We start from the raw sequence: 25,744 nt of genomic DNA on the forward strand, positions 1-25,744 counted from the left end.
TCGCCGGGTAAACCGCGGGGACAGGACCATGAATACCGAAACGCTCAACGCCCTGCAGGCGGCGCTCGCCAGGGCGCTGGATGCCAGCCATGCATTCGAACCACTACTTGCCGATGAACACCGGGCCTTGAAAACCGGTGATCTGACGTTGTTGTCCGCTGTTCTCGATCGAAAATCCTCCCTGACAGAAACTCTGCTCACCGCCTCGGAAGCCCTGCTCACCTGGTGTTCCGACCAGGGTATCGAGCCCGACTATCCGGCGTTTCGCGCCTGGTGCGAACAACAGCTGGACACAGCGCAACAAGCCCCCCTGCTGACCCAATGGCAAAAACTGAAAGTGAGCCTGGACGAAAATAGCCGCTCTACCGCGGTGAACCGGCAAATGCTGGCCTCCCTGTCGGCGCGGAATCAGGCGCGCCTGACTCTTTTGAAAAACCTGGTCGGTGCCACCGACACCTATTCCGCTTCCGGTACCCAATCGCTCAATGATGGCCAGCGTCGCTGGGTCGATCAGGTCTAGGGCAGCGCCGTCTATGTTTATTGATCAAATGACCCTGTTCATCGTCGCGGAAATTGCCGTGGTGTATGTGGTCATCACGATCTTCCTGTTCTACCGGCAACGGCTTTACCATGTGCTGGTCGCCATACTCAAAGAGATGCGCTGGGAGAAACTGCGCCGGCAGCAGGAAAAACAACAGGAAATCGCAGCCTTGCGGGCTCAGAACCGCAAATTAACGCAAGATTTCAAATCGGTGCAGGCGGCAGCCGACACGGCCGGTAAAACCATCCCGGAGCAACTCAAACACCACTTGAACACCCTGGAAGCTGAACTGACGGAAGCCGGGAACGACCTGCATCGCACCCCCGAACCGGATGAACCGGCCCATATTCACTGGCTTCGCCGCCAAATTCTGGACCTTGAACAAAAGCTACTGGCTGGCGAAATCGACGATGAGGAATGGGCTCACCAGGCGCACCAGGTATTGAAAGACAGCGGCCTTGAACCCGCACGCGAGGCACGTCAGGAAGGTGCCGACTCGGAACTGGGCAAAGACCAGCTCACCCGGGACCTGAAACAGTACGAAACTCAGTATGCTGCTGCTCGCGACCGGATCAGGCTGCTCGAACAGGAAATGAACACCCTCAAATCCATTAGCACGGCCGGCCCAAGCAATTTTGAGCGCCCGCAAAAAGGCACGTACGCCGACGAGATCTACAAGCTCAAGTGCGACAAGTACGACATGCAGGAGACGATTAACCAGCTGTCGCTGAAATTGCAGCAAATCGACCCGGATGGCGACGAGTACGCCAACCAGCAGGCTGAGTTGATTCAGGCGCTGAATCGCTACGTCAAAGAAGCCGATGTCAGCGTCAACCTGATGGAGAAGGAACTGGAAGCCGCCAACCACGAGAACGAAGAGCTCGAAACCGAGGTTCATGGCCTTAAGAATCGCCTGAAAGACCTGCAAGTACGGGGCCCCACCGCCGTGAATCCAGACCATGTTAAGAAACTGACGTCCAACTCTTCCAGCCAGGCGGAGTCAGTCGCCAGCCTGCGCGATGCGCTGGAGCAACTGCGCTCAGGCAACGATCCGGAGCGCGCCATGCAGGTTCAGGACGATGAAATCAGCCGGCTGGAATTGCTGGTACGGGATTCAGAATCGTGCGTCGCCATGCTGGAAATGGAGCTGCAGCAAGCCCAGCAGGCGCTGGAAGAGCTCAATTCACAGCCGGTCGATACCGGAGCACCCGAACCCGAGCATCCCCAGACCGCCACCTCAGAGGAATTCGAGACGTTCAGCGCCCAGATTCAACTCAGCCTGGATACCCTGCGCAACCTTGTCGACGACCTGCGTGAAGGGGCCGACACCAACGACGTACTGCCGGCTCAGGAAAAGGAAATCGATCAACTGCAAGCCCTGCTTCGCTCTACGGAGACTCTGGTTGCCGAGCTCAGCGCCCGCACCGAGCAAGTGAATGCCCAGGATACACGGGCAGAAAGCAACGAAGACATTGAAGAAATGGAAACCCTGGTCAAACAGTTCATGTCCGACTCGCAAACCATGCTGCAACGCATCAAAGAACTGGAACAGAACCAACGCGACGAAGACCCGGCTGCCATTAAGGCAGGTTAGATGCTTGCTGAAATACCACCCAGGGCTCTCCTCCTACCTTAGGAGGAGAGCCGCCGCTCCAGCGCTAAACTTCCGTCTGAAAGTGTTACACTGCCGGTCAATAAAAACGACAACATCGACGCTGTGAATGCCATGACGGATACCCTTCAAGTCCTGATCGCCGACGACCATCCACTGTTCCGCAATGCGCTGTCTGAAGCCCTGTCGAACACCGGCACTCCAATCACGATTGAGCAGACCGACACCCTGGAATCGACACTGTTCCACCTTGAAAATAACGCCACCGACCTGTTGTTGCTCGACTTGAAAATGCCCGGCAGCGAAGGCTTGCTCGGCCTGATTCAGATACGAACCCGCTTTCCGGAAGTTGCCTTGGCCGTCATCACCGCCAATGAGGCCAGCAGAACCGTGGCCCACGTAAAAGCCGCCGGCGCTCTGGGGTACCTACCCAAATCGCTGTCTCTGGAACAACTGGTAGATGCATTGCGAGCGCTGATCAGCGGCAAGGGGTATTTCCCCGCCAACCACCAGGCCGACAGTCACAACATTGATGAAGACATTGACGCCATCACCAAACTCGCCAGCCTGACCCCCAAGCAGCAACACGTACTGGCGCTGATTGCCCGTGGGTACCTGAACAAACAGATTGCCTACGAGCTGAGCGTCAAGGAAACCACCATCAAAACGCACGTTTCCGAAATATTCCGCAAGCTCAATCTGTATAACCGCACCCAGGCCGCCATGTATAACCAGTATTTGGAAGTGCCTGAGTAGGTGGCCTAACTACTCAGTTTCGGAGTTCGTCGGAGAAGCGAGCGGCGGGTACTGGGTGAGCCCGGCGCGAACCAATGCCTCCCCAGCCGCGCCGAATTCCGAAACTTGAATTAACTACCGCAACAAAGACGCCAGTAAAGCCCGCAATTGCAGCGGCCGCACCGGCTTTTTCAGTAATCGATAGCCCCGCTTCTCGATCGCCTGGCGCACCTCTTCCGTGTAATCCGCGGTGATCATGATTACCGGCACGTCGGCCAGACCCTGATTGTGCCAGGCTTCCAGCACGCTTAACCCGGTTAGGGTCTGGTCCAGATGGTAATCCATCACGATCAGGTCCGGTTTCTGTTCGCGGGCCATGTCCCAGGCCTGTTCCGGCTGGCTGGCCACCGAAACACTGAACCCCCACTCGGCCAGCAGACTGTTCATGCCTTCTACAATCTGCACTTCATTATCGACACAGAGAATGTGATACCCCTGGTGGGAACCAGCCGCCGGCACTGCTAATTTACCCGTCGCTATGCCGGCAGAAGCCAGCGGCAATTCAATGCCGAACATACTGCCCCGCCCCAGCTCACTGCGCACCCTGACCGTGTGTTCGAGTAGCACCGACAAACGCCGAACGATGGCCAGGCCCAACCCCAGGCCGCGCTCTTCACTCTGGGTATCTGGCAGGCGATGAAACTCCTCGAACACCTCCGATTGTTGCTTCTCTGTCAGGCCCGGCCCGGTGTCCCAAACCTCAATGCGACAGTGGACTCCGTACCGCCTAACGCCCAACGTTACGCGGCCACGCTGGCTGTAGCGCAAGGCGTTGCTGAGCAGATTTTGCAGCATGCGCCGCAACAGCCGGGCGTCGCTATATACCCAAAGCGTGGTTCTGACAAAGGTCAGATGAATGCCCCGGTCTCGCGCCAGCACGTCAAACTCCTCGTGAAGCGAGGCCAGCACGCTGGCCAGCGAAATGGTTTCCGGGTTCGGATGAATGATGTGTGAATCCAGCTTGGAAATTTCCAGCAATTCGCCCAGCAAGTTGTCGGCCGAGTGAAGAGAACGCTCGATCTGCTCGGCCAGGCCGAGCAGTTCCGGCGTCTGATCCAGGCGTCGCAGCTTGGCTTGCAGGCTCGCGGCAAACAGGGCTGCTGAATTCAGCGGCTGCACCAGATCGTGCCCGGCGGCGGCCAGGAACCGGGTTTTATTGGTGTTGGCTTTTTCAAGTTCGGTGTTGGTCAGCTGCAGTGCCTCGGTACGTTCAGAGACTTTTTCTTCCAGCATATCGTTGCTGCGGCGCAGTTGATCTTCAATACGGCGGCGGTCGGTAATGTCCGAATACACCGTGATGTAACCCCCGTCTGGCATCGGGTTTCCCTGAATTTCCAGGTAACTCCCATCTGGCCGCTTGCGCTCGATCCGATAGGACGATCCTGCCTTAAGGTGGCCCAGACGGCGCTCTACCAAGTCACCAGGGTCCCCGTCGCCCAGTTCGCCTTTCATAGCGTTGTGCCGAAGCAGCGCCTCTACTGGTTGCCCTGCCTGCAGCATGCCCTCCGGGTAGCGAAACATACGCTGATACTCCTGGTTCCAGGCAACGATGTTCAAATCACGATCGACAATGCTGATGCCCTGGCTGATCGACTGCAACGCCGAGTTGAGCAAATCACGGTTGAACTTAAGCACCTGGGAGGCTTCATCGACCATGGTCGACAAATGGCGCCACTGCCCGGTCATGGGTTGGTCGAAGCGTTCAAACAACAACCGGGTAGCGGGTGCACCCAATACCGATGACAGCGAACGTTCGGCCTGGTACAACAAATCGTCATCGGCGGTATGATCGGTCAGCAAACGACCATTGAGCGGATTGGTGTAGCGCGAGAACAACCGGTTCAGTTTATCGGCGCCAATAAAGCGCCCCAGCAACAGGTGCAGATCACCAATCGACACAGTTCGACTGGCGTTTTGCAGTAAGCCCGAATCGGACCGGTTGGCGTGCACGAACAGCGAGGCCTGCATCCGGTCTTTCAGGGTTTCCCGTCCAAAGGCAGAGCCGAGCAGCAACCCAAGAACGTTCAACGCCAGGCTCCAGGCGGTGCCGTGCACGATGGGGTCGAGCCCCTCAACACCCATCAATGCCTGAGGCCGCAGAAAGCTCAGGCCAAACAGGCCGTTCATCAGGGTATCGGGCATCAAACCAGCGCGAATCAGCAACGGAATCAACAAGGTATAGAACCAGACCGCCGACCCAAGCCCCAGCCCCCAGAGCACGCCTTTACGGTTCATCGCTGTCCAGTACAGGCCCAGAAATAACGCCGGTGCAAACTGGGCTACCGCAACAAAGGAGACCAGACCAATCGCCACCAACCCTTCAAAGGCAACGATCAGCCGGTAATAGAAAAAGGCGGCAAGCACGATGAGCATGATGCCCAAACGACGCAACCAGACGACCCGGCGGCCAAGATTGGGCGCATCGGCAGACCACCAGCCAAGTCGAATCAACCCGGGCAGGAGAATTTCGTTCGAGAGCATGGTACTGAGCGCAATGTTGGCCACAATCACCATCGACGTCGCTGCCGACAAACCGCCGATAAAGGCCAGCACCACCAGATCATCCCGCCCCATCATCATTGGCAGAATCAGCGTCATGTATTCCAGTTGCTCGGGGTTGGTCGAAAAGTACTCGTAGCCCACCAGCACCATAGGCAACACAAAGAGGTTAATCAGCACCAGATAGAGCGGGAAAATCCAGCGCGCCATGCGCAGGTCGCGCTGATCACGGTACTCAACCACGGCCACGTGAAACTGCCGGGGCAAGGCAATAATGGCTACCACGCCCAGCATCACCTGGGTCGTGTAAATATATGGACTGCTGAAATCGGTCATGATCGACCAGATCTCAGGGGTGTTTACGGCCGTTTTAACCACCTCGGCAAAACCACCGCCCACGGCATAAACCGCCCAGTACCCCAGCACCAGAAAGGCAAACAGCTTGACCACCGATTCAAACGCAATGGCCAGCATCATGCCCGGGTGGTGCTCAGAGGTATCGAGATGGCGGGTACCAAACAACAGAGTAAACAGACCAAGAATCAGCGACACGTATAGCGCCGAGTCGTTGTACCAGAACTCGCCTGCCGTCACCGACGGCGCAACCACACTGAAACTCACCGAGATGGCTTTTAACTGCAATGCCACGTACGGCACGATACCGATGAGGGAAATCAGCGCAACAAACACCGCCACCGCCCGGCTGTGACCAAAACGGCTGGCAATAAAATCGGCGATGGTGGTCACGTTCTCGCGCTTGGCGACCTGCACCACTTTCAGCAGAAAGGCGTATCCCACCAGAAACAGCAGAATGGCCCCGACATGCGACGGTGCAAAGGCCCAGCCATACTCAGCGAATTGCCGCGTAGCACCGTAGAAAGTCCAACTGGTGCAATACACCGCCAGTGACAGGCTGTATACCCAGGGTTGCCAGCGACGGGCGACCGGATGCCGGTCACCATAGAGCGCGATGACGAACAACAGGATGACGTAGAGCAGCGAAATGAGGATGAAAAACGTCGGTGACATCCGGGGATGGGTCCTTTGTCAGTCAATAACTAAGCCTAGGAATCGAGACTGATTGGGATTAATTCTGACTTGCGCCACCTGGCTAGTGACGGCTGCCGGGTTGCTCTGTCTGGGGAGGTCCGCAGCAAGGATGCTGCGGTCCAGGCCCCATGGACGGGTTGAGTGGGCGGCACCCCGCCCGGCCCCAGACAGAGCAACCCGGTGGCCAGCACGACGTGCAGCCTCAAGGTCAACCCGCGCTCAGGCTTTGTCTCGCTCCAGCAGATAATCCCGGTAGTCGTCGCGAATGTCTACCTTGCGCAGTTTGCCGGTGCCGGTATGCGGCAGACTGTCGACCTGGATGATGGCATCTGGCAGCCACCATTTGGCGACACGTTCGGCCAGAATCTTACGCAGACGAGCCTCATCAAGAGTTTTACCCGCCCGAATGGTCACCAGCATTAGCGGGCGTTCATCCCATTTCGGATGGACGGCGCCAATCACGCAAGCCTCGTTAATGGCGTCGTCATGTAATGCTGCATTTTCCAGCTCCACCGAGCTGATCCACTCACCGCCGGATTTGATCACATCCTTGCTGCGATCCACCACACGTAAATAGCCCTGGGAGTTGATGACGGCCACATCACCGGTATCGAACCAGCCGTCGATGAACTTGTCTTTGCCCTCGCCCTTGAAATATTGAGCCAGCACCCAGGGACCACGGCAGCGCAGGTTACCACGGGTACGACCGTCGTGTGGCAAGGGTCGGCCGGCTTCATCGAATATCTCGATTTCGACGCCCAGCATCGGCCGGCCCGCTGAGCTTTGCAGTTCATAGCGCTGCTCGTCTGACATGGCGTCCATCTGCGGTGTTCGGTTGGCAGCAGTCGCCAGCGGACTGGTCTCGGTCATGCCCCAGATGCCCATCCAGTAGACGTTATACAGCTTGTCGTAAATCTCGACCAGGCTCAGCGGTGAAGCCGCCCCGCCCACGCCGATCACCTCAAGTGAATCGATCTTCTTGCCACTTTGTTGCAGGTAGTTGTGCAGGTTCAACCAGACCGTGGGTACCGCAAAGGCCTGATTGACCGACTCTTCCTCTATCAACGCCTGCAGGCTTTCACCATCGAGATTGCCGCCCGGCAATACCAGCCTGGCCCCATACAAGGGTGCTGAAAACGGGACGCCCCAGGCGCAGACGTGGTACATGGGAACCACCGGCATCGCGACTGAGCGTTCCGAGAAATCAAGATATTGACTGGAACCGCTCATCATCGCATGCAACACCGTCGACCCCTGCTCGTACATCACGCCCTTGGGGTTTCCGGTGGTGCCACTGGTGTAGCACAGGCCGCAGGGTGCGTCTGAAGGCAGGCGCGGCCAGTGAAAGTCGGTAGGCAACTGAGCCAGCAAATGCTCGTAGTTATCGAGGGTCAACACCCCGGATTGGGGCATCTTGTCTTCATCGCACAGTACGACAAACCGCTCTACGCCACGAATCTGGTCGGCGACCTCTTCCAGCAAAGGCAGGAATTCCGGATCAAAAAAGATCCAGCGATCCTCTGCGTGGTTGATGATGTATTGCAGCTGTTCACTGAATAACCGCGCATTAAGGGTGTGCACGACCGCGCCCATGCCGGAAATACCGAAATACAGTTCCAGGTGGCGGTAATGGTTTACGGCCAGCGTGGCCACCCGGTCGCCACTTTGAATACCGGAACGGGCCAGCAAATGGGCAACCTGGGCTGAACGCTTAAGCGCATCCCGGTACTGGTAACGGTGCCGGCTCCCATCCGACATCGCCGAAACGATACTTTGCTCCGGATAGCGCTGTGCTGCATTGCGCAATATATCGCTGGTGTTCAGCGGGTGAATCATCATGTTGCCAGCCATCCCAGGTCTCCTGTTGACAGCAATATCGGGTTTCGAACCTGCCCGGTCGGGCGAGGCTTTTAACCAGTAAATGAATTGCAACCAGTGTAATGAGCAGGACCGATCAGACCTATCGGTGAATAGTAGGAGGCGTTCTATTCCTGCAGCGCAGTTTTATTCAGAAAGCTCAACAGTGGTACCAGATGTTCGTTCAGATGTAAGCCCGGCGCATGGCCACACCCCGCTATTTGAACAACCTTTAGCGAGGAAGCCCGGCTTTGCATTCGCGCCACAATATTATCGGTCAGTACATCCGACTCTCCTCCCTGGACAACCAGAATGGGGCACTGGATAGACGAAAATGCGGACCATAAATCCAGCGGCGGTGCCGACTCATCGAAGGCACCAATGATGTCCGGGTCGTAGTGTGGCGCGAAACGACCGTCTGGTAGACGGCGACTGCCGTCCACGGCCATCTGGTGCCAGCTCTGATCGTCTCGCGGACCAAAGGGCGCATACAGCTCGCGGATGCGTTGCTCAAACGCGGACAGGCTGGAATAGCATTCTGGGTTGCGAACGTAGTCGACGATCCGCCGCAGCGCCGCTGTAGGCAATTCCGGTCCAATGTCGTTCAACACCAGCCGGTCCAGGCGACCGGCAAGTGCGTTGCTGGCCAGCACGATGCCCAATAACCCCCCCATACTGGTGCCCACCCACTGCAATCGATCGACCCGATAATGATCAAGCAGCGCCAGTGCCTGGTCCGCATAAACCGGCAGCTGGTATTCACGCGCTGGATCCTCAGCCCACTGAGACAACCCCCGGCCCGGCGTATCCGGGGCCAGAACCTGAAAGCCCTGGGCAGCCAGCGCCTCGCCCAGCGGTTCAAAGTCAGCCCCGTTTCGGGCGAGCCCGTGCCAGCACATCACGGTACTGGCCGCGCCCCGATTCCAGACCCGAACGTGCAATTCGCGGTTGTGTACCATCACCAGATCCCGCTCCATCATGGCCGAACCTCCGCTTCCGCTGCCCGGGCACGACTGAACCGGCCAACGATGCCCTGCGGGAAGAAATAAACACTTGCGATAAACAACAGACCCAGCCACAACAACCAGCGGTTGGGATCAAACAGGTTGGCCAGTATGGGCCAGCTACCCAGGGCTTCCTGTGTCGAGCCCATCAGCGTCTGCAGGTACATCTGCGCCAGTAACAACACAGTTGCGCCGATAATGGCGCCATACAGAGTTCCCATTCCGCCGATCACCACCATCAGCAGCACATCGATCATGATATCGAGCGACAGCACTGAATCCGGCCCGGTGTATCGCAGCCAGATGGCCATCAACACACCGGCCAGGGTGGCGAAAGCCGCACTCAGCAAGGTGGCGGTAGTGCGGTAAACCAGGGTGTTGTAGCCGATGGCTTCAGCCCGGAAATCATTCTCGCGCAGTGCCTTGAGCACCCGCCCGAAAGGTGAGGCGACGATGCGCACCATCACCAGAAACAGCAGAATGGCGACAAATACGACGGTGTAGAAATTAAACAGTTTCCCCGTCAGGCGCACGCCAAACAGCGGTTCATCGAAGGGCCTGAATGCGGGTGTCAGAATCCGGGGCAACCGATAGGTCAGCCCGTCCTCACCCCCGGTAAGATGGTAGAACTGAGACACCAGTACCGTCGCGGCACTGGCCACCGCCAGGGTGATCATCGCGTAGAAAATGGTTTTTACCCGCAGGGACACCAGTCCCATCACAAAGGCGACGATAAGTGATACCGACAGACCGGCCACGATGGCGATAGCCAGTACGCCGAATCCGGGTGCAAACTGGTCAAAGGCAATGGCCACCGAATAGGCGCCAATACCAAAGAACAATGCATGGGCAAAACTGACCACGCCAGTGTATCCAAGCAGCAAGTCGTATGACGCTGCCAGCACGATGAAAATACTCAGTCGGGCGGCGGTATCCAGCGCTCGCGTGCCTTCAAACAGCCAGGGTGTCAGTACAATGCCGACGACGATAATGAGCAGTAAACCGCGAATCCAGCGATTGGATGGCAGCGTATCCCGCAGAGCCTGAAACATCTTATTTCCCTCCTTCAGAGACGGGCACCAGCCCCTGGGGCCGCCACAGCAATACCACCACCATCAGGCCGATGGTCGACACCAGCGCCAGTTTGGGTGCCAGGAAGCCGATGTAGTTACTCAACAATCCAACCATTAAGGCCGCAATAAAACAGCCTTCTATCGACCCCAAACCACCGATAATGGCGACGATAAACACCGTGATCATCAGGCTCTGACCCAGATGGGGCGTGATCACCTCGTCGTACACACCCCACATGATGCCGCCGAGCGCCGCCAGCGCAGAGCCGGCCATAAACACCAACACAAACAAGCGACGTACGTTGTAGCCAAAACTTTCAACCATTTCCCGGTTCTCAACACCGGCGCGAATCAACAGGCCCAGACGGGTTTTCTTGAATATCAGCAGCAGTCCGATGAACAGTAACCCGCCCAGCACAACGGCCAGCAACCGGTACTTTTCAAAGACCAGACCGCCCCACTGCACACCGCCCTGAAACGCCGGCGGTTTCAACATGGGGATGTCATGCCCGCCCCAGAACACATAGATCAGTTGCTCAGCGACAATCAGGCCGCCCATGGTGATCAGGATCTGCATCAAATGGTCACCATAGACGCGTCGCACCAGAATGCGTTCAAACAGCCAGGACATCAGCGCCGCGGCTGACATCGCAACGATCGCCGCCGCGCCAAAGGCGCCGAGGTTCAACCAGAGTGATTCAGACAACCGCCAGCCATCCATACTGAGCATCACACTGAAACCACAGAAAGCGCCCAGCGAAATAAACGCGCCATGGCCAAAGTTCAGTACGTCCATCAGACCGAATACCAGAGTAAAGCCCGAGGTCATGATGAACAGCATCATGCCCATGGCCAGCCCGGCCAGCGTCAACGTTAGCCAGGCATTCAAGTCGCCAATTAACACCGCGGCCACCAGCGCCACCAGCGGTACCAGAGCGGCGGCCTGTACATCGCGACGCTGGCGCCAGTGGGTTCTGGGTTTGAGCGGCCCGGTTGGCGCTGCTTCGGGTGTGTCACTCGAACGATAGGCAGTCATACGCTGGCCTCCATGGATAGACCCAGCCATTCGGTCTGGCGTTTTGAATCGGCCGCAAAATCAGCCATGCTGCCCTCATGCAGGGTACGCCCGTCTTCCATCACCACCAGATGATCGCCCAGCCGCTGCGCCATGTGCAGATTTTGCTCGACCATCAATATGGTGGTTTGCTCTGACTTCAGGGCTTCAAATGCCCGGATCAGATTTTGGATAATGGCGGGCGCCAACCCTTTGCTCGGTTCGTCGACCAGCAACAGGTCGCAGGGTTCAATCACCGCCCGGGCAATGGCGAGCATTTGTTTTTGCCCGCCCGACAGATGCCCGGCCGGCCAGTGCCAGAAAGTGTGTAGCGCCGGAAACAATTGCAGAATCCAATCCAGTCGTTCCCCTTCGAGCGGCTGACTGCGACAGGCGATGCGCAGATTCTCACCAACGCTCAGGCTGGCGAAGATGCCCATGTTCTCAGGCACGTAATGCAGACCCTTGCGCGCAATGTTCATGGTGCTCAGGTTTTCAATACCGGTTCCGTTCAGTTCAATTGAGCCACGGCTCGCCTGCCACAGCCCCATGATGGTTCTCAGCGTCGAGGTTTTACCGACACCGTTGCGACCCAGCAACATGGTCACCTGATGGCGAGGTACCGAAAACGAAACACCTTCCAGAATGTGATAGCCATCGACCTCGGTATGCACCTCGTTCAGCCTAAGCATGGGCGCACCCTGAGTACCGTCGTATATGTCAGTCATCATGATGCGGCGTCCTCCGTCGTCACGCTTTCACCCAGGTAGGCCTGGCGCACACTGGCCATGGCCATTACCTCGGAGGGTTCCCCGTCGGCGATCAAACAGCCGTGGTTCAGTACCACGATGCGATCAGCCAGCGAGCGGATTACGTCCATTTTGTGCTCAACCAGCAGAATGGTTTTACCGCCTTCCCGGCGAATCGACTGAATCAGTTCCAGTACCACTGGTGCTTCATCAGCACTCATGCCGGCAGTGGGCTCATCGAACATCATCACGGCCGGGTCCAGTGCCAGCATGATGCCGACCTCCAGCCGGCGCTGGCCGCCATGCGACAACTGCCCTGCCGGTATCTGTGCGCGGTCGGCCAGATCGATGCGCAGCAACAGTTGTTCAACATCGGCGTCCACCTGCGACAAGCGGCTGGCCGGTTGCCAGAACCGGAAACCATGACCATGACGCGCCTGTACCACCAGACGAAGGTTGTCGGCTACGCTCAGCCGGGGAAACAACTGGGTCAGCTGGAACGCCCGGCCAAGACCGGCCCGGGCACGCTTTGACGCCGACCAGCCACGCACCGACTGACCACCGAGCAGAACATCGCCGGCCGTCTGCGGCAATTGACCGGAAATAAGATTGAAGTAGGTTGTTTTGCCCGCACCGTTGGGGCCGACTATGGCCGTTACGGTGTCACGCGCAAACCGGCAACTGACGTCCTGAACCGCCTGGTGACCGCCAAATTGCACAGACAACCCGACAGTCTCCAGCACGGGAACCGAGTGATGAGACGACATAAAACTGTAACCCTGATTGGACTTGACTAAAGACGCGGCGAGTTGAACCACCACCGCGTCATTCGGAAAGGAGGCTCAGTTGTTACGACCGAGCGGAATGTCCATTTCATCCATGGTGATTTCCCGAACGAGTTCGGGAATGGCCCATTCAACATCATCTTCAACACGAATCCGGAAGTGATACATCGATTGCATGGCCTGGTGGTCCTCGGCGCGGAACATCATTTCGCCTTTGGGCGTATCAAAACGCATGCCTTCCATGGTGCTGATCAGCGCTTCGGTATCGGTGGATTCCGCGCGACGAATCGCTTCAACAGCCGCGATACCTGCCGCCATGCCACCGGCGGTAAAGAAATCCGGCGGCGTACCAAAACGTTCCAGATGCTGTTCTACCAGCCATTTGTTAATGTCGTTGTTCGGGTTTTCATAGTAGTAGTAGGTGGCCCCTTCCATACCGACAAAGGGTTTGTAGCCCACCAGAGCCGAGAGAATATTTCCGCCTGTTGCGAACTGAATGTCATGGCGTTCGGGGTTCATTGCCTGCAACTTACCCATGGGGTTGCCGCCACCAGCCCAGTAGAAAAACAGGATGCGGTCGCCGTCAGCGTCTTGCAGAGCATCGAAAATGCGCTGACCGGCTGCGGTGAAATCCGTGGTATCGGTCGGCACATATTCCTCATGCACGATCTCTGCCCCGGTTCCGGCAAGCGCATTGCGAAACGCGGCAATGCCATCTCGCCCAAACGCATAATCCTGTGCCAGGGTGGCTATTTTTACGCCCGGGCGGCCAATGGCCACGGCGTTGGCGACGGCGTCCTGCGAGGAATTGCGGCCGGTTCTGAAAATGTAGCGGTTGCCGTTCTCACCGGTGATCGAATCTGCAACGGCCGGTTCCACAATCAGTATTTTTTCGTATTCCTGCGCAACGGGCAGCATGGCCAGGGCCACACCGGACGATACCGGACCAATCGCCAGGTCCACATTGTCATCGGCATAGGCTTCTTCGAGCAACGAACGGCCATTGGCCGGATCCAGCTGGGTATCCTTTTCAATCACTTCGATGGACCGGCCATCAATTTCGAAGGTGCCATCGGTCGCATATTCCAGCCCCAGCATCAGGCCATCGTGGCTCTGCTTGGCGTAGGCTTCAAGCGGCCCGGTTTTACCATAGACGTGTGCAATTTTAATCGGTTCGGCCAGTGCAGTGGCGCCCAGTAGCATGGGTACTGCAGCGAGCGCCCAGCGGGCGAGTGTCAGTGATTTCATGGGTATCTCCTGTCGTTTTCTATGTTGTTATTGACGTTGTTACAAACGTTCTTATGTGTATCTTCAAGGCCATGACGGACTAGTCATTGGCACCGGTGAACGTAACCAGGATCTAATTCGTGCACGGCGAACCTTGCCAGTGGGTGTCTGCGGCAAGGATTCAAGAAACACCCAGCGATGCGGCACTTTGTAGGGTGCCAGGCGCTGGCCGGCGTAATGTTGCAACTCCTTCTCTGTCGTCCGGTCGCCCGGCTTCAGCACAACAAAGGCGACCCCGGTCTCTCCCCAGGTCGGGTCGTATTCCCCGGCCACGGCAACCTCCTGCACGCCCCGGTGTTGCTGCAACGTTTGTTCGACATCAGCCGGATAGACATTTTCGCCGCCGCATATATACATATCGGTCACGCGGTCAACCATGCGGTACTGGCCTGACTGCGAATCGTGCAGAGCCAGGTCGCCACTGCGGTACCAGCCATTAGAGAACGCCGCCTGGTTGGCCAGCTCATTGCGCCAGTACCCCGGTGTTACCGCCGCTCCCCGCACCCAGACTTCGCCGGTCTGGCCATCAGCTACGGCATCGCCATGCGGACCGACCAGTCGAACCTCGGTTAAGGGCATCGGCTTTCCAACAGACCCCGGCGCTTCTCGCGCCTCAGCGTCCGTCTGAAAAAACAGGGTTGGGCCAGATTCTGTCATGCCGCAACCATTACGCACCGCCACGCCTTTTTCTGCCCAGGCACCCAGTATTTGCGGGTCAATCGGAGCCCCGCCACTGGCCAAAACCCGGGTACAGTTGCCCAGTGAGACCGATTCCACAAACCCCTGCGTCTCAGTCAGCCGACGAAGCTGGGTGGGCACCAGCAGCAATACCGACAACCGCTGCTCAATCAGGTCAGCGATAAAGGCTTCTGGGTCAAACCGGCTGTAAATACGCACTGCCCCACCCTGCATCAGTTGCGGTAAGGCAAATAGGTTGATGCCCGCCGTGTGATACTGCGGCAAGACAGACGCGGTCACCTCCGTCGGCGTTAACATCAATGCTGCTTGCACATTGCCAGCGTTGGCCATTGCCATAGCCGGGGTGTAGATAACCGCTTTGGGAATGCCCGTGGTGCCACTGGTAAACAACAAATACCAGGGGTCATCAGCCCCGGTCTCGCTCGCGGTGGGTACCGTTTCCAGTGGCGGCACGGGCATCGAGTCCAAATTAATTCGACTCGAATTAGCTTCACGCTGCAAGCTGATGGCAACCGATTCAAATTCTGTTTCAAACAACACCAGCCGGGGCCCGATCAACTGGTTTTGCTGATGCAAGACGTCGATGGTTTCGCGCCAGTTTATCGGCACCAGCACCCAACCCTGGCGATGACAGGCCAGCAAAGCGACAAAGAAATCCATGCGATTGCGCGCCAGCCAGAGCACACGATCGCCACGCTGCACACCCTGTTGCGAAAGCCAGGCCGCCCAGTTCAACACCTGCTGATGCAACTGCTGAAAACTCCAGGCAATGCCCGTGTCAACACTGACCAGCGCTGGGCGCTGGCCAAACTGCCGGGACCACTGTTCCGTCGACAGCGACATGGTCACGACGCCTTCATGCCGTTGATCATCAGATCCATAACGGCGTCGACAACCTCCTGGCGAGGCTTGTCACCGTTCCATAATACGTAACGCTGCCCAACAAAATGCATGATGCCCATAATCGACCAGGACCAGACTTCATAATCACCGTCACGAATCGAATGCTGGACCCCGGCCTGGCGCAAGGCAGCCATGTAGCCCTCGGCAAAGGCGTCGTAGTAAGCTCGATGGGCCGCCGCATCAACAAACTGGCTTTCCTGAACGATACGGTACAGATTCGGGTGATCGGCGATGTAATCCAGGAAGGCCCGAAAACCAATTCGTTCGGCTTCGAGCCGGTCTTTCGTGTCAATGACCTGTTCGGAAAGATACCGCCGCAACTGGCGACTGGTGTACAACACCAGCGACCGCAGCACATCCTCCTTGCTCTTGAAATACAGGTAGAAGGTGCCCTGCCCAATACCGGCCCGCTGGGTAATGCCCACAATGGAGCCATCGTGGTATCCCCGCTCACCGAACTCGGCTTCGGCCGCTCTGAGAATGCGCTCCTGAGTGCGGGCGCCGCGGGCCGTTTTGGGTGTTAAGCTGGGCTCTGTCATTATGCGATCAAACCTGAGAGGTGATTCAGGTTTAATGTACGCGCTGACCAAACCTCAGGCAAGCCCCCGGCCTCCTACTTTTGGTGGAGGGTGGCGCTGGGGGATTTCTCACAGACACTGGGCTCACTCTATAACCTGCCCTTCAAGAATCGGCTAAACTGCCGATAATTAAGACATAATAAAATCTCGCCAATGGAGCTTGATCTATGAAAATCACGGTTGTCATGAAAACGGCACTGGGCTTTGGCCTGATGCTCCTGCTCATCATTGGCATATCCCTTACCGCGTTGACCAACCAGGCATCAATCGCCAGTTTGTTCCGCATTACAACCGATGAAGTGGTGCCTCAGGTCGAGAACGCCTACGAACTTGTCATTAGCATCCAGAACGCCAACAAGGCGGTGTCGCAGCATGCGGCTGTCGAGTCGGAAGAAGCGCTGGCCCGCTTTGAGGCCGATTTTGAAGCGGCACTGGTTGAAGTTGATCGCCTTTACCAGCAATTGAGCGAACGACTGAGAGGTGCACCCGTGCTACAGGAACAGTTGTCGGCCGCCTACGGCATCGTCAATGAAGCGATGGCCCTGGCGGCGGAACATCTGAGTACCCGGCGCTCTGTCCTCGACAGCAGAGCGGCGTTCCTGTCGGAATTTCAAACCCAGAATTCGCGCTGGCTGACCTTTCCCAACGACATGAAAATCGTTGACCGGGTATTGGAGAACCTGGCAATGGAAACCGACTCGATTTCTCGCCAGGTCGGCGGTGATGCCACCTATGTGCTCGACCGCATTGCTTTGATCCGTTCGGGTGTGGGTGGGATCACCGGGCTCTCAACCGCCGAGCAGGTCGATAACGTGCAGGCAAGCCTGCAACGGGAAATTGAACGCGCCGATACTCGTATGGAGCGACTGGAAAGCAACAATGAGATTCTGTTTCGCTACCTGTCGACTTACATGGACCTGCTAAGAACGGCGGTATCGGGCGAATCAGGCACCCTGCCCCTGTATAAAGCCTCACTCGCTGCCAGTGAGCTCAGCACCGAACAGCTGGGTCAGTTGGCCGACAGTATCAACCGCAGCGTTGACGCCCTGACCGCTTTATCGGTCGACTTGTCCAACCGGCGTGTGGCGTTGGCAAGCGAAGTAACGTCGGCCAACCATCAGGCCGCGCTGACCGTCTGGGCGGTATTGGGTGCATCCATTCTGGTTGCACTGGTGGTCATGACATCGTTGATTCGCAGCATTCGGACGCCGCTTAAGCGCATTACTGAAGCGCTGCACGCGGTCGCCACCGGTGATCTGACTCAGAAGCTGAAGATCACCTCTCAGGATGAGTTCGGGCAAATATCGGCCGGCATCAATGAGCTGGTGGAGCAAACCCAGGTGGTCATCCGCGACATAACCAGAGCATCCGGAGAGGTCGATTCTGTGACAAATCAGGTGACCGAAACCACTCGCTCCAGTTCGACCAAGCTCCTGCGCCAGAAAGATCAGTCGGCGTCCATCGCCACGGCCGTTACTGAAATGACGGCGGCAGCCAGTCACATTTCAGACAATGCCAACGACACGCTGGTGCAGGTGGAAGCGGTCAATGAGTCGGCCTCGGAAGGCCAGGCGAATATGAATGCCAGCCGCGAGGTGATCAGTAGCCTGCTGGAAGAGATTCACTCAACCAGCGATGTCGTTTCGGAACTGCAGCAGGAATCCAGCAACATCGGTAAAATTCTGGAGGTCATCCAGAACATCGCCGAACAAACCAATTTGCTGGCGCTGAATGCAGCCATTGAGGCAGCCCGTGCTGGTGAGCAGGGTCGGGGTTTTGCGGTTGTGGCTGACGAAGTGCGCAGCCTTGCCAGCAAAACCCAGCAGTCTACCGAAGAAATTTACCAGATGATCGACCGGCTACAACAGCGGGCCAATCAGGCTGTAGACCGCATGGGCACCAATCGCGACAAGGCAGAATCGCTGGTTACCCAGGCCGACAATACCGACAAGTCCATTCAAACTATTTTGGACAGTTTGGGCAGCATCACCGACATGAGCCGGATGATCGCGGAAGGCACATCCGAGCAACAAAAGGCGGCAGAGTCCGTTTCGGAAACCATTCAGGAAATTGCGGAATTATCCGACGCGATCTATTCCAACGCGCGCCGCAACGTATCCAACTTCGAACAACTGAACACGTTAGTCCAGCAACAGAAAACATCAGTAAGCCGCTTCAAATACGACTGAGGTTGGGTTGTAACCAGTGGCGGGAATTCGTGCTTGCCACCGGGTAGGCTTGTCCGGGGTCGGGCGAGATGCCGCCCACTCAATCCATCCATGGGGCCGAGGCCGCAACATCCATGTTGCGGACTTCCCCGGAGAGGTAGACCCGGCAGCCAGCACTCAGCATGTGGTTGTTCCAGACATACTGACAGCAATAAATTACTTCTCTACAAAAGCCCGCTCAATTACATACTCGCCAATGTGTCCTGCACGGGTTTCGTTGAAGCCCATCTCGTCCAGAATGGCAGTGGTGTCTTTCAGCATGGCCGGGCTGCCGCAGAGCATGAAGCGGTCATCTTCCTTGTTCGGTGCTGGCAGGCCCAGATCTGAAAACAACTTTCCGCTTTTCATCAGGTCTGTAAGACGACCCTGGTTGCGGAAGGGTTCGCGGGTGACCGTTGGGTAATAGAGCAGTTTTTCCTGAATGACTTCACCGAAGTATTCGTGCTCGTGCAGCTCCTGTTCGATCATGTCGCGATAGGCCAGCTCTGACACATGGCGCACACCATGAGTGAGAATGACCCGATCGAACTGTTCGTAGATTTCCGGGTCTTTGATGATGCTTAAGAACGGCGCCAGGCCGGTCCCGGTCGACAGCAACCAGAGGTTTTTCCCGGGCAGCAGGTGGTCGGTTACGAGTGTACCGGTCGGCTTGCGGCCTACGTAGATCTGGTCGCCGGGTTTAATGTTCTGCAACTGGGAGGTCAGCGGGCCGTCGGGTACCTTGATGCTGAAGAACTCGAGTTCTTCTTCATAGTTGGCGCTGGCAATGGAATAGGCACGCAGCAGCGGACGGCCGGTGTCCTGTTCCAGGCCGATCATGGTGAAGTAACCGTTCTTGAAGCGAAAACCCGGATCACGGCTGGTCTTGAAGCTGAACAAGGTGTCGTTCCAGTGCTGAACGCTGGTGACCGTCTCTATATTCAAATTAGACATATAAACCTCTAAAAAAAGAATAATAAGTTATATAACACTACTATACCGAGACCAGCCTTATCGGCAAAATGCCTATTATCAATAAGCGTTATCGGTTTTTTCACTATGAAATTTACGTTGCGTCAATTACAGGTCTTTCTGGCCACGGCCCATTACGAAAACATCAGCCGTGCGGCCACCAGTTTGAACATGTCACAATCGGCGGCCTCGGGTTCTCTCAAAGAACTGGAGTCACTGTATTCAGTCCGGCTGTTTGAACGGGCGGGTAAACGCCTGAAGCTGAATGAGCTCGGCAGACAGCTCTGGCCAAGAGCGGAAGCCTTGCTTGCCCAGGCGCTGGAGATGGACCAGGCACTGGCCCATCATCAGGATCTGGGCTTACTCAAGGTCGGGGCAACACTGACCATCGGCAACTACCTCGCCGTCGGGTTAATGGCGCAGTTCAAGGCTCGCCAGTCCTCCGCGCGGGTACAGCTGAAAGTCGCCAATACCCAGACCATTGTCGACCAGGTACTGAACTTTGAACTTGATCTGGGCATGATCGAGGGCGAAATCAACCACCCCGATCTGGATATCCAGCGCTGGCGCAGCGATACATTGATCGCGTTTTGCGCGCCGGATCATCCTCTCGCCCGCGTTCAAACCCTGAACGACCAGCACCTGCTGGAGGCAAACTGGATTGTTCGCGAGTCCGGTTCAGGTACCCGACAAACGTTTGAGCGTGGCATGCACGGCATTTGGTCTGATCTGACCATAGAGCTGGAGTTGGAACACACCGAAGCGATTAAACGCGCCGTTGAAGCCGGGCTGGGAATCAGTTGTTTATCGCTGGTTTCACTGCGGGATGCTTTTAAGAGAGGCACGCTTGTGCCCCTCGATATTCCTCACCGCGATTTTCACCGTGACTTCTACTTTGTGCTGCACCGCCAGAAATACCGGAGCCCGGGAATTCAACGCTGGTTGGCCCTCTGTTTGCCCGACTCAACAAGGACAAATCAGGATTTCGGGTAGACAATTGACAGTTTTTTGACAAAACTAGCGAGGTTGGACACTCTGTTTCAGTCCGGCAATCACTCATTTTAAAAAGGAAACCTCATGCGTTGGACTCGCCCTTTTACCTGGTTCGCCCTACTCCTGCTCACCGGTTGTGCTCACAACTTTCCAGTCCCGGAAGACACGGAGGGCGGCTATTTGGCGTTTCCGATGGAGGTTATCGATGAAACCAAGTCGCCATTTTACTACGCTTATTCCTTTAAAGTGTTTGATCGGGAAACCAATGAGGAAGTCGATAGTTTCGTAATGAACCCTGCTAATGGCGTCCATGTACGTAGCTTTGGCCCCTTACCAGCGGGCGAATATTACCTGGGTGAAAAAACCACTTATGCCAAACAATCAGCTAATGTAAGGCATCAGTACAAGCCCAACCCGAGAAGGGTTCATTTCCCGTTTACCATCCATGAAGACACTATTTCCGTCCTAAACCAGCAATTATGGGTCTATAAAAGGTTCCAGGCAGACGGTCGTGGAAATTCTACGAGTAATCAGGTGTTGGGGTTGACTCAGGCCACCCGGGATCGTGCTCTGGCTCAGTTGGCAGAGCAAGATGAATCAGGAAGCTGGATAATCGAAATCGGTGAATGATAACGACCGTTGACCAGACCCAGCGCCAAGCACAACAGCGCCGGGTCATACTTTACTGATTAACGCATCAAACCCGTTCCAGACACATGGCTGTGCCTTCGCCACCACCAATGCACAACGCAGCCATGCCCTTCTTCCGATCGAGCCGGATCATGTTGTGCAGCAAAGTCACCAGTATGCGAGCGCCAGAGCAACCCAGTGGATGACCCAGCGCACAGGCACCCCCGGTGACGTTGGTGATCTCCGGGCTTAAACCGACTTCCTGCATGCCCAGCATGGTAACCATGGCGAAGGCTTCGTTGATTTCGGCCACTTCGATGTCTTCTGCTTTCCAGCCAGCCTGTTCCAACGCCTTGTTCATTGCTCCAATGGGCGCGCAGGTAAAGGTGCTGGGCGCCTGGGCATGGCTGGCGTAGCTGCGAATGACAGCCAGTGGCTTAAGGCCCAGCTCTTCAGCCTTGTTGCGGCTCATCAGTGTCAGCGCCGCGGCGCCATCGCTGATCGAGCTTGAATTGGCCGCGGTTATGGTGCCATCTTTGGCGAAGGCAGGACGCAGCTGCGGGATTTTATCGGGGCGGGCCTGGCCGGGTTGTTCATCATGTTCTACCAGGGTATCGCCCTTACGCGAGCTGACCGTTACCGGAACGATTTCGGCGGTAAAGTAGCCCTGTTCAATCGCGGTCTGGGCGCGACTTAAGCTGCGAAGCGCAAACTCATCCATGGCTTCACGGCTGATCTTGAATTCGTTGGCCGTTGTCTGGGCGTGCACGCCCATGGCGTTGCCGTCGTAGGCGTCTTCCAGGCCATCGAGAAACATATGGTCGTAGACCTTCTGGTGGCCCATGCGGTAGCCGGAGCGTGCCTTGTCCATTAAATAAGGCGCATTGGTCATCGATTCCATACCGCCGGCAATGGCGATATCGATCTGGCCGGTGCGAATCTGGTCGGCGGCCATCATCACGGTTTTCATGCCGGAGCCACAGACCTTGTTGACCGTGGTTGCCGGTACTGATTCCGGCAAACCGCCGCCAAGTGCGGCCTGGCGCGCTGGCGCCTGGCCGAGGCCAGCGGGCAGCACGCAGCCCATCAGCAATTCCTGCACCTGATCCGGTGTTACACCGCTGTCGCTCAGATTGGCGGCAATCACGGCTGCGCCTAACTCGGTGGCCGAGAGGCCACTCAGCGCGCCCTGGAAGCCGCCCATAGGGGTGCGTTTGGCGGCGACAATTACGATCTCTGTGGTCATTACTGGAATCCTCTTGTGACGCACTATTCATTACTGGGCAAAGACAGTGGATCCGTTAAATGCGCAACCCGCCGTCCACTTCCAGAATTCGTCCCGAATAGTAATCGTTCGTCAGAATAAATGTGACTGCCCGGGCGATATTGTCCGGCTGCCCTACCCGGTTCAGGGGTACAGACTGCTTGACACGCTCCAGTGCCTCCGGTTTCATGCTGCCGGTCATTTCGGTTTCAATAAAGCCTGGGGCGATGCCAGCCACGCGAATGCCATAACGGGCCAGTTCTTGCGCCCAGGTGACGGTCATGGCGGACACACCCGCCTTGGCCGCACTGTAATTGGTTTGCCCTCTATTCCCAGCCTGTGAAATGGAACTGATGTTGATAATAACCCCCGGCGTCTCGTCAGCCACCATCCAGGCGGCGGCTTCGCGTCCACATAAAAAGACACCGGTCAGGTTAACGTCGATCACCGACTGCCACTGAGTCAGGCTCATCGTCTGAATGTCACCGTCTTTCATTTTGACCAGCAAGCCATCGCGCAGGATACCGGCGTTGTTAACCAGCCCGTCAAGCTGGGGCTCGTCTTGTTTGAGTTGCGCAAACACCGCCTGCACCGAGGCTTCATCGGCGACGTTACAGGTATAGCCCCGGGCGGCATAACCCTGGTCCCTCAACTGTGCGGCTGCCTGCTCAACCAGTGCCGGGTCGATGTCGATCAGTGCCACCCGGGCACCCTCCTCGACCAGTGATTTAGCCATTTGCAATCCAAGGCCGCGCCCGCCGCCCGTTATGGCAATGTGTTTACCGGCCAGAGTTTGAGGTGTCGTCATCGTTTGGTCCTGTGTTTGGTTACTGGAAAAGGGTTATTGTTTTTTATCCGATGTCCGGATCGGATCGGCTGAAATCACCGGCGCACCTGAAATTGGCCGGTAAAACCGGTCGATCAGGTTAATGGGCACAGAAATCACACTGGGGTAAAGCCAGGCCGGTGATTTGTCTTTGTCGACTAACAAGGCGCGCACCCCTTCAAGAAATTCTCGCTCTGCCACCGCATGGGCACCCACCATCAAATCCTGATTCAGCACCTCAACCCGGCTGGCACCCCGTAAACGCCGAAAATGGTGCCAGGTCAGTGCCACACTCAGCGCCGAGCCGCTCTGCCATTGTCGTGCAGCCTGCTTAAAGGGTTCAAACTCTGAACGTGACACCTGCGCCATCCAGTCACTGAGGCTGGGCTCGGGCAAGGTATCCAGCGCGGCCTGCCAGCCCTCCCGGCTTTGGCGAACTGTTTCGTCTTCTGCGTCATCGGTTGGCAGTTCGGCCAGCGTGTTGCCACTGGCCAGCCAGTGCTTCAAGTCAACGGCCCTCGACTCATCGACACAGAGGTCGGCGTAGCCAAGTGCGACCACGTCACACGCCGTCAAGTGAATACCGGAGCAGCCAATTAGAGTACCCGCACGCCAGTCTGGCTTCTGCAGAAAGTGAGCCGCACCAACATCGGGAAACAGGCCAATTTGCAATTCCGGCATGGCAAAGCGAGCTTCGGCATCCACCAGTTTCAAATCGCCTCCGGCAAACAGGCCCCAGCCACCGCCCATCACCAGGCCGCGCCCCCAGATCACTATGGGTTTGGGGCTGTGTTCAATTTTCGCGTCCAGTTGATACTCCGCCGCAAAATAGCGGACGGCTTCAGCCCGCTGAACGTCGGCGGGCTGATTGACTGACGCCTGATACAGGGCTTTCACATCGCCGCCGGCGCAAAATGCCCGGGCCTGGGTGCTCTGCAACCAAATAGTGCTAACGGTTTCGTCGGCAAAGGCATCGGTCAGTGCTGCATCCAGTGCCTCAATCAAGCTCAGATCCAGGGCATTCAGGGCTTGGGGACGGTGCAGGCTGATCACTCGCAAAGCACCTTCCTGTTCGGTCTGCAACGGTGAAACGGGGGTCTCAGTCATGGGGCTACCTTAGCAATGCGGGCACTGGAGGTGCCATCCTGCATTGGTACGACGCGCTTCTCAAGCATCAAACCGGACTCTGCAATTCAAGGGCGTCCAAACCCCGCGATTGCGCGTAATTTGTTATCAGCGGTCACTGATAGCCGTCCTCCGGGTTGGAAAAACAGATTTGACTGGTCAATACTGTGTGCAGATTACGGCACTGTGGCCTGCCTGGTGGCAACACAGCGTTCATCCAATAACACTGAAAAAGGAATCACCCATGAAATACCTCACCTGGTTGGGGCTTGCGATCGTTAGCCTGATTGGAACGGCTCAGGCCTGTGAACTGGACCGGAATGTGCGTCTGGCGGGCATGAGCTGGATGTCGAACCTGATGATGGTCGAAATCGAGAAAGCCATACTTGAAGACGGTTACGGGTGCGGCGTTGTTGTTGAATCTGGCGACACGGTGCCGATGATTGCCGCCCTTGTGCGTGGCGACGTCGACCTGTACAACGAATTGTGGATCGATTCTGCACCACAGGAATGGGTCAACGCCAATGAAGCCGGTGACGTTGTATCGCTGGGCGATGTGTATTCCGGCGGCGTGGAAAGCTGGTGGATTCCCCGTTATGTCGCTAATGAAAACCCAGGCCTCACGTCGGTTTATGATCTGCCAGACTACAAAGAACTGTTCGAAGACCGCGAAGAACCGGGCATGGGTCGAATCTACAACTGCCCGGAAGGCTGGGTCTGCGGTGCCATCAACAACAACCTTTTGAAAGCCTTTGGTCTGGAAGACGATTACATCATGTTTTCACCGGGCAGTGGTGCTGCCCTGGACGCGGCCATCGCCTCTTCCTACGCTCGTCAGCGACCGTTTGTAACCTACTACTGGTCGCCAACAGCGGTGCTGGGCAAATACGATATGGTCGAACTCGACATGCCCGCCTACGATCCTGAAGGCTTCCGCTGCAACATGGACCCTGAATGCGAAGCGCCCGTCGCCAGCGCGTTTCCAAAGGCCAGCATTCAAAAAACCATTCCGACCGCTCTGCAGGAAGACGCTCCCGAAATTGCTGCCTTCTTTGCTGACATCAACATCCCAACCAATGAAGTGAACAGCTTGCTGGCCTGGGCCGATGAACAGGGCGCCGAGCCCGACCAGGTTGCCGAGTACTTCCTGGCCAACTACGAATCACTCTGGACGCAGTGGATACCGGCCGAGGTGGCTGAAAAAGTAAAAGCGGCCCGTTAATCGCCCACCACCGGGCGGC

The 25,744-nt window shown here is 56.8% G+C and carries 21 protein-coding genes; 7 read left to right on the plus strand and 14 right to left on the minus strand.

The genetic code is table 11. The features are described from left to right. Window positions 1-28: 28 nt before the first annotated feature. The 3 genes from flgN to ACHUE7_RS08285 all read left to right on the plus strand — a co-directional run bounded on the left by flgN (window position 29) and on the right by ACHUE7_RS08285 (window position 2,909). A complete protein-coding gene (gene flgN / locus ACHUE7_RS08275) occupies window positions 29-520 on the plus strand; it encodes a flagellar export chaperone FlgN (RefSeq protein WP_394169547.1) in 492 nt (163 codons plus the stop codon). A 13-nt stretch (window positions 521-533) separates the two neighbouring features. Continuing rightward, window positions 534-2,135 (plus strand): coiled-coil domain-containing protein, encoded by a 1,602-nt coding sequence (locus ACHUE7_RS08280; protein ID WP_394169548.1) that lies wholly within the window; start codon window positions 534-536, stop codon window positions 2,133-2,135. Window positions 2,136-2,267: 132 nt separating this feature from the next. Then, on the plus strand, window positions 2,268-2,909 hold the full coding sequence (locus ACHUE7_RS08285) for a response regulator transcription factor (protein WP_348475515.1): 642 nt from the start codon (window positions 2,268-2,270) through the stop codon (window positions 2,907-2,909). A gap of 114 nt (window positions 2,910-3,023) precedes the next feature. On the opposite strand, the gene ACHUE7_RS08290 is transcribed toward ACHUE7_RS08285, so the two are convergent. The 10 genes from ACHUE7_RS08290 to ACHUE7_RS08335 all read right to left on the minus strand — a co-directional run bounded on the left by ACHUE7_RS08290 (window position 3,024) and on the right by ACHUE7_RS08335 (window position 16,447). Continuing rightward, window positions 3,024-6,476, minus strand: coding sequence for a hybrid sensor histidine kinase/response regulator (locus tag ACHUE7_RS08290; protein ID WP_394169549.1), 3,453 nt, complete (start codon window positions 6,474-6,476; stop codon window positions 3,024-3,026). Window positions 6,477-6,716: 240 nt separating this feature from the next. Beyond that, on the minus strand, window positions 6,717-8,348 hold the full coding sequence (locus ACHUE7_RS08295; protein WP_394169550.1) for a long-chain fatty acid--CoA ligase: 1,632 nt from the start codon (window positions 8,346-8,348) through the stop codon (window positions 6,717-6,719). Window positions 8,349-8,482: 134 nt separating this feature from the next. Continuing rightward, on the minus strand, window positions 8,483-9,334 hold the full coding sequence (locus ACHUE7_RS08300) for an alpha/beta fold hydrolase (protein ID WP_394169551.1): 852 nt from the start codon (window positions 9,332-9,334) through the stop codon (window positions 8,483-8,485). Next, entirely contained in the window at window positions 9,331-10,410 is a 1,080-nt protein-coding gene (locus ACHUE7_RS08305) for a branched-chain amino acid ABC transporter permease (protein ID WP_394169552.1), read from the minus strand. Before ACHUE7_RS08305 ends, ACHUE7_RS08300 begins: the two co-directional genes overlap by 4 nt. Window position 10,411: 1 nt before the next feature. Next, window positions 10,412-11,467, minus strand: a complete 1,056-nt coding sequence (locus tag ACHUE7_RS08310) for a branched-chain amino acid ABC transporter permease (protein WP_394169553.1) — start codon at window positions 11,465-11,467, stop codon at window positions 10,412-10,414. After that, the gene (locus ACHUE7_RS08315) at window positions 11,464-12,216 is read right to left on the minus strand and encodes an ABC transporter ATP-binding protein (RefSeq protein ID WP_394169554.1); all 753 of its coding nucleotides are present in this window, start codon (window positions 12,214-12,216) and stop codon (window positions 11,464-11,466) included. Before ACHUE7_RS08315 ends, ACHUE7_RS08310 begins: the two co-directional genes overlap by 4 nt. Then, complete coding sequence (locus ACHUE7_RS08320; protein WP_394169555.1) at window positions 12,213-13,001, minus strand: ABC transporter ATP-binding protein; 789 nt, start codon at window positions 12,999-13,001, stop codon at window positions 12,213-12,215. Before ACHUE7_RS08320 ends, ACHUE7_RS08315 begins: the two co-directional genes overlap by 4 nt. Before the next feature lie 75 nt (window positions 13,002-13,076). Beyond that, window positions 13,077-14,267 carry a substrate-binding domain-containing protein gene (locus tag ACHUE7_RS08325; protein ID WP_394169556.1) on the minus strand — a complete coding sequence of 397 codons (1,191 nt, stop codon included), beginning with the start codon at window positions 14,265-14,267 and terminating at the stop codon, window positions 13,077-13,079. 63 nt (window positions 14,268-14,330) lie between these two features. Beyond that, window positions 14,331-15,848: a class I adenylate-forming enzyme family protein gene (locus ACHUE7_RS08330; protein WP_394169557.1), complete on the minus strand. Its 1,518-nt coding sequence runs from the start codon at window positions 15,846-15,848 to the stop codon at window positions 14,331-14,333. Window positions 15,849-15,850: 2 nt separating this feature from the next. Then, window positions 15,851-16,447: a TetR/AcrR family transcriptional regulator gene (locus ACHUE7_RS08335; RefSeq protein ID WP_394169558.1), complete on the minus strand. Its 597-nt coding sequence runs from the start codon at window positions 16,445-16,447 to the stop codon at window positions 15,851-15,853. A 206-nt stretch (window positions 16,448-16,653) separates the two neighbouring features. Between ACHUE7_RS08335 and ACHUE7_RS08340 the strand changes: the two genes are divergently transcribed. Further along, entirely contained in the window at window positions 16,654-18,675 is a 2,022-nt protein-coding gene (locus tag ACHUE7_RS08340; protein ID WP_394169559.1) for a methyl-accepting chemotaxis protein, read from the plus strand. Between the two features lie 195 nt (window positions 18,676-18,870). Here ACHUE7_RS08340 and ACHUE7_RS08345 read toward each other — a convergent pair whose 3' ends face one another. Continuing rightward, a complete protein-coding gene (locus tag ACHUE7_RS08345) occupies window positions 18,871-19,647 on the minus strand; it encodes a ferredoxin--NADP reductase (protein WP_213678125.1) in 777 nt (258 codons plus the stop codon). 105 nt (window positions 19,648-19,752) lie between these two features. On the opposite strand from ACHUE7_RS08345, the gene ACHUE7_RS08350 reads away from it, so the two are divergent. Next, the gene (locus tag ACHUE7_RS08350; RefSeq protein ID WP_394169561.1) at window positions 19,753-20,658 is read left to right on the plus strand and encodes a LysR substrate-binding domain-containing protein; all 906 of its coding nucleotides are present in this window, start codon (window positions 19,753-19,755) and stop codon (window positions 20,656-20,658) included. 84 nt (window positions 20,659-20,742) lie between these two features. Continuing rightward, a complete protein-coding gene (locus ACHUE7_RS08355) occupies window positions 20,743-21,288 on the plus strand; it encodes a hypothetical protein (RefSeq protein ID WP_394169562.1) in 546 nt (181 codons plus the stop codon). A gap of 67 nt (window positions 21,289-21,355) precedes the next feature. On the opposite strand, the gene ACHUE7_RS08360 is transcribed toward ACHUE7_RS08355, so the two are convergent. The 3 genes from ACHUE7_RS08360 to ACHUE7_RS08370 are packed head-to-tail and all read right to left on the minus strand — an operon-like array spanning window position 21,356 to window position 24,485. Further along, window positions 21,356-22,534, minus strand: coding sequence for a thiolase family protein (locus ACHUE7_RS08360; RefSeq protein ID WP_394169563.1), 1,179 nt, complete (start codon window positions 22,532-22,534; stop codon window positions 21,356-21,358). Between the two features lie 55 nt (window positions 22,535-22,589). After that, window positions 22,590-23,360, minus strand: a complete 771-nt coding sequence (locus ACHUE7_RS08365) for an SDR family oxidoreductase (RefSeq protein ID WP_394169564.1) — start codon at window positions 23,358-23,360, stop codon at window positions 22,590-22,592. Between the two features lie 33 nt (window positions 23,361-23,393). Then, the gene (locus ACHUE7_RS08370; protein WP_394169565.1) at window positions 23,394-24,485 is read right to left on the minus strand and encodes an enoyl-CoA hydratase/isomerase family protein; all 1,092 of its coding nucleotides are present in this window, start codon (window positions 24,483-24,485) and stop codon (window positions 23,394-23,396) included. A gap of 262 nt (window positions 24,486-24,747) precedes the next feature. Here ACHUE7_RS08370 and ACHUE7_RS08375 point away from each other — a divergent pair, with 262 nt between their 5' ends. Continuing rightward, entirely contained in the window at window positions 24,748-25,725 is a 978-nt protein-coding gene (locus ACHUE7_RS08375) for an ABC transporter substrate-binding protein (protein WP_394169566.1), read from the plus strand. Window positions 25,726-25,744: the final 19 nt, after the last annotated feature.

This window comes from Saccharospirillum alexandrii (assembly GCF_043641555.1).
Taxonomy (GTDB): domain Bacteria; phylum Pseudomonadota; class Gammaproteobacteria; order Pseudomonadales; family Natronospirillaceae; genus Saccharospirillum; species Saccharospirillum alexandrii_A.

What these genes read in the sequence shown, in the direction of transcription:
- flgN (WP_394169547.1), top strand. Translation starts at nt 29, where the DNA reads ATGAATACCGAAACGCTCAACGCCCTGCAGGCGGCGCTCGCCAGGGCG.
- ACHUE7_RS08280 (WP_394169548.1), top strand. Translation starts at nt 534, where the DNA reads ATGTTTATTGATCAAATGACCCTGTTCATCGTCGCGGAAATTGCCGTG.
- ACHUE7_RS08285 (WP_348475515.1), top strand. Translation starts at nt 2,268, where the DNA reads ATGACGGATACCCTTCAAGTCCTGATCGCCGACGACCATCCACTGTTC.
- ACHUE7_RS08290 (WP_394169549.1), bottom strand. Translation starts at nt 6,476, where the DNA reads ATGTCACCGACGTTTTTCATCCTCATTTCGCTGCTCTACGTCATCCTG.
- ACHUE7_RS08295 (WP_394169550.1), bottom strand. Translation starts at nt 8,348, where the DNA reads ATGGCTGGCAACATGATGATTCACCCGCTGAACACCAGCGATATATTG.
- ACHUE7_RS08300 (WP_394169551.1), bottom strand. Translation starts at nt 9,334, where the DNA reads ATGATGGAGCGGGATCTGGTGATGGTACACAACCGCGAATTGCACGTT.
- ACHUE7_RS08305 (WP_394169552.1), bottom strand. Translation starts at nt 10,410, where the DNA reads ATGTTTCAGGCTCTGCGGGATACGCTGCCATCCAATCGCTGGATTCGC.
- ACHUE7_RS08310 (WP_394169553.1), bottom strand. Translation starts at nt 11,467, where the DNA reads ATGACTGCCTATCGTTCGAGTGACACACCCGAAGCAGCGCCAACCGGG.
- ACHUE7_RS08315 (WP_394169554.1), bottom strand. Translation starts at nt 12,216, where the DNA reads ATGATGACTGACATATACGACGGTACTCAGGGTGCGCCCATGCTTAGG.
- ACHUE7_RS08320 (WP_394169555.1), bottom strand. Translation starts at nt 13,001, where the DNA reads ATGTCGTCTCATCACTCGGTTCCCGTGCTGGAGACTGTCGGGTTGTCT.
- ACHUE7_RS08325 (WP_394169556.1), bottom strand. Translation starts at nt 14,267, where the DNA reads ATGAAATCACTGACACTCGCCCGCTGGGCGCTCGCTGCAGTACCCATG.
- ACHUE7_RS08330 (WP_394169557.1), bottom strand. Translation starts at nt 15,848, where the DNA reads ATGTCGCTGTCGACGGAACAGTGGTCCCGGCAGTTTGGCCAGCGCCCA.
- ACHUE7_RS08335 (WP_394169558.1), bottom strand. Translation starts at nt 16,447, where the DNA reads ATGACAGAGCCCAGCTTAACACCCAAAACGGCCCGCGGCGCCCGCACT.
- ACHUE7_RS08340 (WP_394169559.1), top strand. Translation starts at nt 16,654, where the DNA reads ATGAAAATCACGGTTGTCATGAAAACGGCACTGGGCTTTGGCCTGATG.
- ACHUE7_RS08345 (WP_213678125.1), bottom strand. Translation starts at nt 19,647, where the DNA reads ATGTCTAATTTGAATATAGAGACGGTCACCAGCGTTCAGCACTGGAAC.
- ACHUE7_RS08350 (WP_394169561.1), top strand. Translation starts at nt 19,753, where the DNA reads ATGAAATTTACGTTGCGTCAATTACAGGTCTTTCTGGCCACGGCCCAT.
- ACHUE7_RS08355 (WP_394169562.1), top strand. Translation starts at nt 20,743, where the DNA reads ATGCGTTGGACTCGCCCTTTTACCTGGTTCGCCCTACTCCTGCTCACC.
- ACHUE7_RS08360 (WP_394169563.1), bottom strand. Translation starts at nt 22,534, where the DNA reads ATGACCACAGAGATCGTAATTGTCGCCGCCAAACGCACCCCTATGGGC.
- ACHUE7_RS08365 (WP_394169564.1), bottom strand. Translation starts at nt 23,360, where the DNA reads ATGACGACACCTCAAACTCTGGCCGGTAAACACATTGCCATAACGGGC.
- ACHUE7_RS08370 (WP_394169565.1), bottom strand. Translation starts at nt 24,485, where the DNA reads ATGACTGAGACCCCCGTTTCACCGTTGCAGACCGAACAGGAAGGTGCT.
- ACHUE7_RS08375 (WP_394169566.1), top strand. Translation starts at nt 24,748, where the DNA reads ATGAAATACCTCACCTGGTTGGGGCTTGCGATCGTTAGCCTGATTGGA.